This window comes from Pseudomonas sp. S49 (genome assembly GCF_009866785.1).
Lineage (GTDB): Bacteria > Pseudomonadota > Gammaproteobacteria > Pseudomonadales > Pseudomonadaceae > Aquipseudomonas.
The window spans coordinates 2,466,120-2,478,107 of sequence record NZ_CP019432.1 but is presented as its reverse complement, the minus strand read 5'-3'; the positions used below and the strand labels follow the sequence as shown (position 1 = coordinate 2,478,107).

The 11,988-nt window shown below is 63.2% G+C and carries 6 protein-coding genes; all 6 read right to left on the bottom strand.

Annotation, left to right across the window (positions count from 1 at the left end):
• Nucleotides 1-40: 40 nt before the first annotated feature.
• Nucleotides 41-802 (bottom strand): SurA N-terminal domain-containing protein, encoded by a 762-nt coding sequence (locus tag PspS49_RS10965; protein WP_150776338.1) that lies wholly within the window; start codon nucleotides 800-802, stop codon nucleotides 41-43.
• Nucleotides 803-817: 15 nt separating this feature from the next.
• Nucleotides 818-2,368: an ABC transporter substrate-binding protein gene (locus PspS49_RS10960; RefSeq protein WP_150776337.1), complete on the bottom strand. Its 1,551-nt coding sequence runs from the start codon at nucleotides 2,366-2,368 to the stop codon at nucleotides 818-820.
• A gap of 9 nt (nucleotides 2,369-2,377) precedes the next feature.
• On the bottom strand, nucleotides 2,378-2,998 hold the full coding sequence (locus PspS49_RS10955) for an SCO family protein (RefSeq protein ID WP_160039215.1): 621 nt from the start codon (nucleotides 2,996-2,998) through the stop codon (nucleotides 2,378-2,380).
• Nucleotides 2,995-3,645 (bottom strand): SCO family protein, encoded by a 651-nt coding sequence (locus PspS49_RS10950; protein WP_160039214.1) that lies wholly within the window; start codon nucleotides 3,643-3,645, stop codon nucleotides 2,995-2,997. Before PspS49_RS10950 ends, PspS49_RS10955 begins: the two co-directional genes overlap by 4 nt.
• Nucleotides 3,646-3,659: 14 nt before the next feature.
• The gene (locus tag PspS49_RS10945; protein WP_160039213.1) at nucleotides 3,660-5,582 is read right to left on the bottom strand and encodes a cytochrome D1 domain-containing protein; all 1,923 of its coding nucleotides are present in this window, start codon (nucleotides 5,580-5,582) and stop codon (nucleotides 3,660-3,662) included.
• 415 nt (nucleotides 5,583-5,997) lie between these two features.
• Nucleotides 5,998-11,832 carry a manganese-oxidizing multicopper oxidase MnxG gene (gene mnxG / locus PspS49_RS10940; protein WP_160039212.1) on the bottom strand — a complete coding sequence of 1,945 codons (5,835 nt, stop codon included), beginning with the start codon at nucleotides 11,830-11,832 and terminating at the stop codon, nucleotides 5,998-6,000.
• Between the last annotated feature and the right edge of the window lie 156 nt (nucleotides 11,833-11,988).

Sequence of the window (11,988 nt, the reverse complement as noted above, 5' to 3'; positions counted from 1 at the left end):
ATGGGCATCGAAGCCATTCCCCACTATTGGGGGGGAACCTTCAGTCGTCGTCAATTCGTTCGATCCTGTTCTGCACTCGTAATTGCGCGAGCACCTGACGACGAGCCTGGGTCTGTTGCTGTCGGGCGAGCTGTGCCCTGACTGTGTCCAGCCCCTGCAAATCTGGGACATCGGCGGCCTCCAGGTGGTTCGGCAAATAAATCACATGCCAGCCGAACGGTGAACGCACCGGATCGCTGGCGAACGTGGCCCCGCTGACAATCGAGGCGCGCATTTGCATCAAGCGTAGACGCGCTTGAGCCACTGTGGCTGCATCCGCTTGCCCGGGCACGCGGATCAACAGGTGGCGGGGTTGCAAGGTATTGGCGCGCACCAGTTCGGCAAACATCTGCTGCGCCGCCAGTTCGCGGCGGGTGTACTCGGAGAAGGACGCCTCATCGAAACCGGCGTCCTGCAAGCGGCGGACGAATTTATCCGCGCCGCCGATGGCCATGCGGGTTTGCTCGATCTGCTGACGCACTACCTGGTCGTCGATCTGTCGGCCACGTTTCTGCGATTCCTGCCACAGCAGTTCTTTGTCGATCAACACTTGCAACGCCGCTTGCCGCAGTTCCTTGTAGGCCTTGGGGCTGCGAATACTCGCGACCGCACGGCCCTGATCTTCCAGGTATTCGGCGAAGAAGCGCTCGAAGCGAAACCCGGAAATCTCCTCGCCATTGACTCGCGCCACGGCCGGTTCGTTATTGGCCCACGCCAGCGGCAGCCAGCAAGTCAGCAGCAAGATCAGCGTTATGCGTTTCATGATCGGGCCCTCCGTTCAGGGGCTGGCAACAATCGGTTTATAAGGGGCGACCAGATAGAAACGCTGATCGGGCAAATCCACGGTGACCACATGCGCGCCGCTCAAGCCCAGGCGCCGACCGGGGCCGAAACTCAGGCGCGGGGTCAGGCCGGTGTCGAAGTCGTGCAGGCCTTCCAGCGCCGCCACCAGTTTTTCCCGGCTGGCGTCACGGCCGGCCTGTTTCATGCCTTCGCTGAGCAGCAGCATTGAGGCGTAGGCGCCGACTTGCAGCACCGCGTGCTGGGCGCCGAGGCCTTGTCCTTCGCGCAGCAACGTCAGGGCCATGCGCCCGGCCTGGGTCCAGTCGCTGGGCACGAACGGATAGGCGAGAAACACCCGCCGGGTGAAGCCGTCGGGCACTTGCAGCAGATCGCCGGCCACCTGGCTGGAGGCGGCGAACAGATACGGCACTTGCCCGGCGCTTTGCAGCCGCGTTGCCAGGCGACTGAAACCGCCGCCATTGCCCAGATAGAACACCGATCGCGAACCCAGCGGCAAAGCCTCTGCTGTCGGGTCGTAGGCTTGCAGAAGGACTTTCTGCCAGCCGTGATCCTGTAAGTATTGAGCGAGGGTGGTTGCCGCTTGCGCTTGTAAAGGGTCATCGGGATAGGCAATCAGGGTCGGCCCTTGCAGCACGCGCAGGCTGGCCGTGGCGTAGTCGGCCAGCGCGATCAACTGTTCCCGCAAGCCTGGCAACGGCTCGAAAATCTGCGGACTGGCCTGCATCGCCCCGAGCAACGACAAGGCGCCGATCAGCGGCACGCCGGCCTGTTCCAGGCGCGGCCCCAGTTCACTGTCGAGGGCCGGTGCCAGCGGTGCGATCAGGGCGAACACCTGTTCCTGCTCGATCAACTGCTGCAGGGCTTGTTCGGCACTGGCGCGATCCGGGCCGGGATCGACCACGGTCAGACGCAGCTGCCGTCCATGAATGCCTCCGGCCTGATTGATCCGCGCCACGCTGCCGTTAAGTATCGCGGCGATGGTCATGCCCTCTTCCGCCAGCGGGCCCTGACTGGGTAGCAGCGTGCCGAGGTGCAAGGTCTCGGCGTCGAGGCCGGGGTCGCGCTCATCGGCCAGGCGTTTGAGGTACGCGGTGAGGTTGCGCTGATCCTTCATCGACAGCAGAAAGCGCGGCATGCTCGGGTCGAGGCGATTGTGGCCGGGGTCGCGACCCTGCTCGATGGCCGTGGCCAGCGTGCTTTCGCTGTAGGCCGGATAGCTGCGCCCATTGACCTGTCGCTGGCCGTAGGTGCTGGTCAGTCGCGCCCAGTTCAGCGGCGGCGGACGTACCCCGCCTTCCGGTCGACCGAGGCCATCGGCGCCATGGCAATTGGCGCACGGCAGGCTGGTTGCCGGCAGCAACATATCCGCCGCGCCGACCCGCGCCATAATCGCTTCGCCGCTGGCCGACAGACCCTGGCGGTACAGACGCTTGCCCGCCGTTTCTTCCGGGGTCAGCGGCGCAGCGCTCGCGCCAAGGCTGACGCCAGCGAGCAGGATCAGGGCGAGTACGCCGCGCAGGTTCATGGCGCGGACTCAGCGGCCGGCCACGGGCATTGTCAGCAACTGCAAGCGCTGGGCAATGGCGGCAGCCGGGGCGTCGGGGCGGATTTTGCTCCAGCGTTTATTGGCGACATCGCCGACGATCAACTGCGTGGAGTGTTGCTCGGGGGTCGGCACGATCTGGCCGATGCGGCTCAGCACCAGATCCATCTGCGCCTTGTCGCCAGTAAGAAAAAGCCAATGAGGGTCATCGGAACCCTGCTTCAAGGTGTAAGCCTTGAGCACCGCTGGCGTGTCGCGCAGCGGGTCACTGGTAAGGGAAATAAAGGTGATGTCCTGCGCCTTGTCACCGAGCAACTCGCGCACTTCCTTGAGCTTTTGGGTGATCAGCGGGCAGGCATCATTGCAACTGGTGAAGATCACGTTGAGCAGCACGATGCGGTTTTGCAGCGCGTCGCTGTAGAAGCGCAAGGTGTCGCCGTTCTGATCCTGCAACGGCGTGTCGGTGAACCAGGTTTTCGCATCGTGAGTGCCTTTGGCCGGGGCAGCGGCCACAGCGGCTTGCGGCTCAGAGACATGGCCTTCGTGGGCAAACGCCACGGTGCTGAAGATCCAGAAACATACGGTCAGAGAGATCCAGTCGAGCAGTCTCATGGCTGTTGCTCCATGGCGATGGCGGTGTGTTTGGCGTGGGTGCGCAGGCCGCTGAGTTTTTCCACTTCCTTGGCCAGCAGCGCCGGATCAGTGAAGCCGTAGTAGCGTATCCAGTGGCGGCTGTCGCCGTCGCCGACGAGGATCAGCGGTTGATGACTCTTCAGGTCGCCACTGAAACTGCCGAGGCCCTTGAGGGTTTCATTGATCGCCTGCGGCGATCCGGTCAGCCAGCTCCAGCCCGGTCCGCGCTGGAAGGTACGGGCATAATCCTGCAGGCGTTTCGGGTCGTCGCGCTGCGGGTCGATGCTGATCGACACCAGTTGCACTTCGTCGCCGACGCGCGCGCCGAGCTGTTTCTGCACCTTGCCCATGATCGACGAGACCACCGGGCACACCGTGGTGCAACTGGTGTAGATAAAGCTCATGACGACGATTTTGCCCTGCACCAGGTCTTGTTCGAGGCGCACGGTTTTACCGTTTTGATCAAGCAGCGGCACGTTGGCGAATTTCACCTGGGCGTGTTCCTGAGTGCTGCTGGCGGGGGCTTTGTGTCCGGCGTGTTCGTCGGCCGAATGAGCGTGGACTTGTTGAATGCCAAGGCTCAACAGGCACAGGGTCAGCAGGCCAGTGGATGCAAATCGGTTCATGTCGAAACTCCTCTTCAACGGGCCTGGCCGGGGGCTACCCGAACACTGGCAAAGGTCTTGTCATCGAAACCGGCACCCAGCGACGCCGCGCGCACATGCAGATACCAGGCGCCGCTGCGGTCGAGGGTGATTGGCGCCTCGTATACGCCGTCGGCGACTTCCAGCGCCGCCACTTCGCGGGGATGCGAGGTGGGCGCGAGGTAGTAGCGCAGTTGCACGTCTTTGACGCCGCTGCGCTGGGCTTTGTCTTTGCCTTGCACGATGCGAAAGCGCACGACGTAGGGGTCGTTGAGTGCCACGGCCGTCTTGTCGAGGAGGAACTCGACTTTCGGCTGGCCGAGGTGTTTTGGCTGTTTGCCGTCAGGATCAATTTGCGCGGTAAAGCAGTGAATGATGTTTGGCTGGTTGAGCAGAAACGCCACGTCAAAGCGCCCCGCCGCCGGCAGCTTCACCCGCGCGCTGTACAGCCCCGGCGAGACTTCACGCAGGCTGCGATCGATAACCATGGCGGCGCGGGCGATCTGGCCACGGTTGGGGTAACCGGACATCGGCGCGTTCATGCCTTCGGCGTAGAAATAGGTGGTGTTGTCGACCGGGTTGACCACGAACACCGCGTTGTCATCGCGCGACACCGCCAGGCTTGAGGCCAGCGGTAAATCCCCGGCCAGGCGCGGCGCTTGCGGGCCAGCCTCGAAACCCTGGCTGATCGGCTGGCGACCTTCGCCGAGGGAGGACAGGTTGATCATGGTGACTTTCGGTGAAGCGAGTCCGCGGATGTAGGCGTAGGCCTGGGTGAACACCACTTGGTAGGGTTCGGCGCTGACGTCCAGATCATGGATGGCGGTGTTGGTGGCGGCGTCGATGATGCTGGCGCGGTTTTCCACGGTGTTGAGCACTACCCCGAAGCGGCCGTCGGCGCTGAAGCCCATCGGGCCGAGGCCTTGTTGCAGTTTGATCACCCGGCGGATGGCGTGAGTACTAGCGTCGATCACACTCACGGTACCGTCCTTGCCGTCAGCTACGTAGACCGCGCCGGACAATGGCGAGTAAGCGACGGATAACGGATGGGAGCCGGTTTTGATCTGCTGGACGATGTTCAGGCTGGCGATGTCGATCACGCTGACGGTGCCGTCGTCGCGGTTGCTGACGAAGGCAAAGCGGCTGTCCTTGCTGAAGCTGATTTCGTGGTGGCCGCGACCGGTCTGCAGATGTTTGAGGGGTTTGAGGCTTTGGCTGTCGATCACCGTCACGCCGGAGTCTTGCGCCTTGCTGGCGTTGTTGCCGACCCACAGCAGACGTTCATCGGGTTGCAGCGCCACGCGCACTGGTTGGCTGCCGGCCTTGATCGAATCGAGAACCTTGAATTGTTCGCTGTCGATGACGGCCACTTCGCCCGCTGTCGGCATCGAGACGAATACGCGTTTGTTGTCTTTGGGGGTGACCCAGTCCATCGGCGGTTGCTTGAGTTCGATCCGCGCGAGGGTGCTGGTGATGCCGCCGACCGATACCGACGGATCGACCACGGCGATGCTGGCGTCGCGGTTCATCACCAGCAGGAAATAGCTGTTCAGATCCAACAATGGCCGCGCGCCGATGTTGGACTTGAGGAACACGCCGACCCGGGCTTTGCAGCTCTGATCGCGGCCCTGAGCCTGATCGGCGGCAAGGGCTTGCGGATCGACCCAGGCACCCGGTGCCACCCCGGACAGCGGCTGGCCGGAGGCGCTGTCAGTGACGCGGAACTGCACATCGGCGAATTCGCCTTCGCGCAGTTTGCCGTCGGCGGCCAGCGGCTTGAGGTTGAAATCCACCGCCACGCCGTCACGGTTCAACAATTGCTCGCCAACCGTTTGTGCTAGCGCAATCTCACTCAGCGTCAGCACCACCCCGGCCATGGCCAGCGTGCAAATACCGATGATGTTGATGATCCTGTTCATCTCGAACTCCCCTAACTCTTCATCTGGCAAAACACCGCCCCCCATGTGGGAGCGAGCCTGCTCGCGAAAGCGTCTTCAGCCTCACCCTCACAAACCGAGTTGCCCCCATTCGCGAGCAGGCTCGCTACCACAAGGGATTTGCATTCCTACCGCATCCTCACTGCCCACCACCGGCCCCTGTAGGCCTTCGCCTGCTCGCGATGGCGTCTTCTGCCTCACCCTCAAAAACCGGGTTGCTCCCATTCGCGAGCAGGCTCGCTCCCACAAGGGATTTGCATCCATCCCACTCCCTCACTGTCCACCACCATCCCCTGTGGGAGCGAGCCTGCTCGCGAAGGCGTCATCTGCCGCACCGTCCAAATCGAGTCGGGCCCATTCGCGAGCAGGCTCGCTCCCACAAGGCTCTTCGTTGTGCCTACTGGCTTGGCGGCGCCGGTTCCGGTTCGTTGGTCACCCGCAGCAGTCCCCATAACCCGGAGGTATTGCCGTAGGCGCCGTAGTCGCGGAACAGGTAATCCCCCGGGATCGCATTACTGCCGCCAGCACTCGGGATCATGAAGCTGAAGTGCGCGGCCGGCAGGATGCTTTCGTGGGCGCCGATGTACATCGACATCGGGTTGTAGCCGAAGCGCACCGAGCCCACGCCCGGCGAACCCATCGGATAACCACCGACATCGCTCTTCTCGGCCTGGAACGGATTGACCGACCAGACATGCCCGTCAAGCTGGAACGTGGTGCCGCGACTGCCACCGCTTGGCATCAGGATGTGCGTACGCAACGGCTGCCCCGGTTTGGCATACAGCACTGGCGTCTGCGGATCACCGCCAACCAGCGCATTGCTGTAAGCCATGTGCGCGTTGACCATATCGCCGTAACCCGCGCCATCGGCATGCCCGAACGGTGCATCCGGGGCGAGGCCGAAGCGATACCACAGCGGTTCGGTCTTGTAGTTGATCGCCATGCTCGAGTTGTCCTGCGGATCGGTCGGCACGCCGAAGCCTTCAGCGGCAATCCCTTCCACCGGCCGACCATTGGCCCAACGGGTGTTCAACGCCTTGTGCCAGACCATCGCAAAGTCGCGGTAGCTGGTTTGCCCTGGCGCGGTGACCGTGGCGTTGACCTTGCGCGCATCGTCGACCCACGTCGCGCCGATCGGCAGGATGCTCATCGCCCCGCCAAGGCCTTTTTGCGGCTGCTTGATCACGTCCGCCGGGGTGATGTTCAAGCCGCCGAACTCCACCGCCGTGGCGTTGATGTTGTCGACGCTGCGCCCCAGTTGAGTCACCGGTTTGCCTTCACGCTCCAGGTGCCCGGCGTAGTACTGATAAGTACGGGTCGGGTACGCGCCGCTGCTGCCGACACGCGGTGGCACGGTCTGGATCGGGTTGGCGCCGACGTTGGCGCCGTCGGATTTGGTGATGTCATACGCCAGCAACTGCGCGTGCAGGCCGACGTGGCTGGACGGCCGCATCAGGTTGTTGCTGAAGGTGGTCGAACCCAGACCGCTGTTGCGATCACGCTTGACCATGCCCTGCATCACAGCCGTCTGGGTCAGGTCAGGCATGACGCTCGGCAAACGGTTTTCCAGAGTGATGTTGATGCAATCTCCCGCCGCTGCGCGCAGCACCAGCGGTTCGACCGGGATGCCGGGTTTGAGCTTGCCACTCACCGGATCGAGATCGGATTTGCGCACATACAGAATCGCGGTCGGGTCATGCAGCGGCCCGCTCTGCCCGCCAATGGTGATGGTTTCGCCATCCTCGGGATCGGTCACCGTGACCTGCGGAATGCTCACCGTGCGCGAGTTCAGCACCAGGGTGCCCCCCGCCGGATTCAGCGGCCCGCCGACATGCTGGCCGAGCCCTTCGGGATCGCCGATGGTCAGGCCCAGCGTATTGCCGAGAATGTCGTTGGCCAGCGCCGCGACCACTTCATAGTTGCGCTGCACGGTTGGCCGGGTGCCAATGCCGTTAGGGTTGGCGCCATAGCGCGGGCAACTGCCCTCGAACGCCACAGTGTTGCGCATGCCCGCCGGGCTTGGGTTATTAGGGATAGCGAACAAGTCGCTGCGTTTGGCGGTGTAGTTGCGCATCACGCCCCAGATACCGCTCCAGTAGCCTTCGATCGAGGCGTCCATCGAGTACAGATAGTCGCCCGTGGTCGCCGCCGAACTGGACAGCATCGACACCGGCGCAATAAAGCCCATCTGCTCGGAGATGCCGATCATTTGCGACGCGCGCCAGCCGGAGTTGGAGCTGTTGCCGAAACCGGAACCGCTCTGCAGCCATTTCACACCGTGCAGGGTGACGTTGTGCTCTTCTTCATGGCCGCCGGCATGCACCCGCAGCCGCACGTTGTCGCCGGTATAGGTGCGCAGCATCGGCGTGAACGGGTCACCGGGTTCGGCGCCGCCCTTGTTGATGTGCGGCGGGAACAGCGTGGTGCCGCCGGTTGGGCCGGTGGCCGAGGTGAGCAGATTCGGCGCCAGGTTCATCGCCGGAATCGCGCGGTCGGTGCGGCTTTGCATGGCGAACGACAGATCGCCGCCGAGGCCGTCGGCCTGCATGCCGCGTTTGCCGTCCGGGCCGACCTTGTTCGGGTCGTACACGCGCAGGGCCAGCGGTTCGTTGCGATAGTTGACGACGAACATGCCCGGATCATCCACCGAGATCGCCTGCGGACATGGCCGGCTCGGGCAGCCCGGGACCTGACCGCCCTGCACTTCCAGCACGCCCTCTAGCAAGTTGCTGGCGTTGTTACGCACTGGCGGGTTGATCGCGTAGCGGAAGCTGTCGGCGGTGGCCGGGAACGCCTGCGCATTCGGCACACCGTTGGGACCGGCACCGACATAGACGCCAGCTTCATAGGCGTGCTGGAAGTCGCTGTACTCGAGGAAGAACTCGCGGAAGCTGTCGTTCTTGCCGTCGCCATCGAGGTCACCGGTGTTGATCACTGCTTGCCACGACGTCGGCCCACCGTCCTGACGCGCGCCGCTATAGAGAGGCTCGCCGGTTTCGGCGTGGAACCAGGTGGAACCGGCCGGCTCGGCGAGCACAGTCGCGTACAAACCGATCTGTTGGTGCGTCGATGGGCCTAAGTGGTCGTGGGTGAAGATGGTGCCGAGGCCGCGATCGACGCCTTTGGCGTTGACCACCGGATCGACGAACCAGCGCTGCATCGCCGTGCGCGCACCGACCCAATCGGCGCGCCCGTATTGGCCGAAGAACGGATGGTTCTTGGCTTTCGGGCAGGCCTGGGTGCCGTCACGTGGATCGGTGCCGGCGCACTGATTGAATTCGCGAATCGCGTGAATGCGTTCCTGCACGGCGCCGGGCGAGAGCACGCCATCCTCGTAGTTCCAGCCGTTGGACGAGCCGTCCGCCGAGGTCAGGTCCCACTTCGGCAAGTGAATGTGCTGGCCGATCACATCGGTCGGCGTGCGCACCTGATAGTCGTCCATCTCGTAGGTGGCCGGCACCAGGTTGGTTTGCTGGTATTGCACGCAATCGAAGGTGTTCATGCGCATCACCAGCGGCTCTGGCGGACGCTGCTTGGTGATCACCGGCCAGGCGTCTTCCCACAGCGCGAGAATGCGCGCCTGCGGGAAGTGATAACCGACCTTGTTGTACACCGCGTCGAACTGGATGTTCGCGGCTTTGTAGATCCGTGGGCGGTCGGCAGTGAAGGTCGAGGCGCCGACGAAGGACATGCCGTCGATGCGCTCACCGCTGGCAAACTCACCGCTGCCGGCGCTGCTGGTCAGGCGTTTTTGCCGGTCGTCCATGCACGGTTCGTAGTACGGCGCGCCGGCCATTGGCAAGGCGCCGTTGGTACGGAACGCCTTGGCCACCAATTGATTGCCGGGCAGCAAGGCATAGCTTGGATGGTCTTTTTTCGCGTGGAAAGCCATCGCGGCCTGTTCGACTTCGGTGCCTTCTTCCGGCAGGTAAATCGGCTTGGCACGGGTGACTTCCTTGGAGAAATCCAGCGAGGTGGTCACGGTGTGCGCTTCGCCACCGGCCGCGACGCCGTCGAGTGCGTGCCGTTGCAAGCCGCCATCCCAACCGCCGGACTGCGCCGGGTCAAGGTTGGCCCACAGCGCTTTGCCGCTGGCCTTGAGCGATTGCGCGGTGGCGGCGTCGAGCATGTCCAGCGGCGGGGTTGGCGGACGTTGGCCGACCGAACTTTCCATGCCGCCGATCCAGAACGGATAGCCAGGGTTTTTCAGGCTGCCGTCGGCGTTGCGGTTGGCTTCGCTGCGATCGACCAGCGCCAGCGAGCCGATGGCTTGACCGCCGGCGTTGCCGCCATGGTGCTCGCCGTCGTCATCGCCCTCTTCTTCGTCATCGTCGTCATCATTGCCGGCGACCAGGGTTTCGCCGATTTTCGGCACCACCACGACTTTACCCGGCATTGGCGCCATGGCTTTGCCCGGTAGCGGCACAATCGCCGGAATCGGTGTGCCGGCGACGATTTCGCCGTCAGGCAAGGCGCGTGCGCCGGCCGCCGGTTTACCGCTGCGCAAGGCAAACGGTTCGCTGTGATAGCCGTCGGCGCCCTGCTGCGAAACGTCGAGTCGAGTGCCTTCTTCGAACACATCGTGGACCCGCCACATGGCCCACATGCCTTGGGCAAAGTGCGGATAGAAATGGCAGTGATAGATCGCATCGCCGGCCACGCGGTTGCGGTTGCCCGAACCACCGTTGGCGATTTCATAGGTATAACCGGCGCCCGGGCCGATGCCCTGGGCGTCGACGTAATCGGAATTGTCGTCGTTGGGGTTGAACAGCCACTGATGGCCGTGCAGGTGGAAGATGTGTTGCTCGTGGCCATTGTGGGTGTTGCGGAATTTGACGAAGTCACCGATGTAGCTGTGGTTGACGTTCGACGGCTCCGACGGATACAGGGCCATGGTGGCTTTCACGCCGATCTGATCGGCGCGCGGTATCTGGCCGGGGGCGATGTTCTCAAGCCCGGTGTTGGCCGGCACATCCACCAGCATCGCCACATCGCCGACGGTGTGCGAGCTGAGGAAGAATTCTTCATAGGCGCACGACAGGCAGTCGTGCATCGGCCCCACGCCCAAGCGGTTGGCGACCACTTCGGCGCCCATGCCGCCGGAGCCATAGTTGATCATGAACGAGTCGCGGGTCGGCTCCAGCACATGGGCCATCACCGGGTCGGCCCAATACGCCGGGAATGCTTGAGTGGCGGCGGTTTCATCCTGGAATTGCGAGGCAAAATCGCGGAACGCTTCGAGGCGGTTGGGGATTGCCGGGTTGCGTTTGCCGACCGATTCCAGCGGATAGGTGCTGGATGGGAAGCTGCCGTCGGCGTTGCTGCCCATGACAATCGCATCGCTCTCGCTGGAAATGATTTCATTGCCGTCGACCATGCCGATGATCGGCGTGCCAGCCTTGCCTTCGCGCAACCACGGTTCGCGCTGTGGGTAGCGCGCCTGGTAATCAACGATCGGTTGGCCGGTGGGTGCGCGGCCAGTCGTGGCCAGGCGCATTTCTTCTTCGGTAAGGGTGTTGCGATAGGTGCGACCGCCCTTGGGCAGTACGACAACCTGGCCGAACAGTCCGTTGGCAACGTTGCCGGCCGCGCCCTCGCCGCCAAACGTTGCGCCACGGCTGCTCACGGCAAACGCGCCTTCACGTTCGGCGAACAAGGTGTAGGAACGGCTCGCGCCGGGAGGCACAAGGGTGTTGGCGTTACGCCCGGTGAACGAAGAAATGTCATCGATGCTGTTCACCGCTTGCAGGCCATTGACCTGGAAACCGACGTGACGATCCGCCACCTGCTCATCGACTTTGAAGTCTTCGGTGCCGTTGGCGTTTTCCGCGCCCTCTTCTTCGCCCTCGTTTTCAAAGTGCTTGTTCGGGTTGGCCTGATAGTCGAGCAGGTTCTGCAGATTGATCGTCAGGCAATCGCCGGCAGCCACGCGCAGCACCAATGGCCGTGGACGCTTGTCCGGGCGCAACGAGACTTTGCCTGGCACTGCGGCGCCGCCGTAAGCCAGTGACTGCTCATGTTCATCGACCACATCGCGGCGCAGGGCGAACATCATGCCGTTGATGTTCTGCGCGCCGAGGCGGTTGAACATCAGTGGCTGATCGAAGGCTACGACGTTGGCCACCAGGTTGCGCTCGCAACGTACGGCCGCGCCGGCCAGCTCGACGCTGAGCATCGAGGCCAGAATCAGCAGCCAGTTAATCAGGGACGGAGCGTGAGGAAAGCCAGCCATGATCAGTAACCTCGTAGTGGGTGCTCTTGGGAACACTTCTCGACAAATGCCTCGGAGCAATCCGCGTGCCACAAAAAATTGCATTAGCGTTCAATCAGTTACTGCGGCCACTTGAGAATCCGGGGGATATTCCCCACCCGTTTTCCCCACTTTTCG

Bases quoted from the DNA above. Each gene is read 5' to 3' on its own strand.
- PspS49_RS10960 (WP_150776337.1), bottom strand. From the start codon at position 2,368: ATGAACCTGCGCGGCGTACTCGCCCTGATCCTGCTCGCTGGCGTCAGC.
- mnxG (WP_160039212.1), bottom strand. From the start codon at position 11,832: ATGGCTGGCTTTCCTCACGCTCCGTCCCTGATTAACTGGCTGCTGATT.
- PspS49_RS10945 (WP_160039213.1), bottom strand. From the start codon at position 5,582: ATGAACAGGATCATCAACATCATCGGTATTTGCACGCTGGCCATGGCC.
- PspS49_RS10965 (WP_150776338.1), bottom strand. From the start codon at position 802: ATGAAACGCATAACGCTGATCTTGCTGCTGACTTGCTGGCTGCCGCTG.
- PspS49_RS10955 (WP_160039215.1), bottom strand. From the start codon at position 2,998: ATGAGACTGCTCGACTGGATCTCTCTGACCGTATGTTTCTGGATCTTC.
- PspS49_RS10950 (WP_160039214.1), bottom strand. From the start codon at position 3,645: ATGAACCGATTTGCATCCACTGGCCTGCTGACCCTGTGCCTGTTGAGC.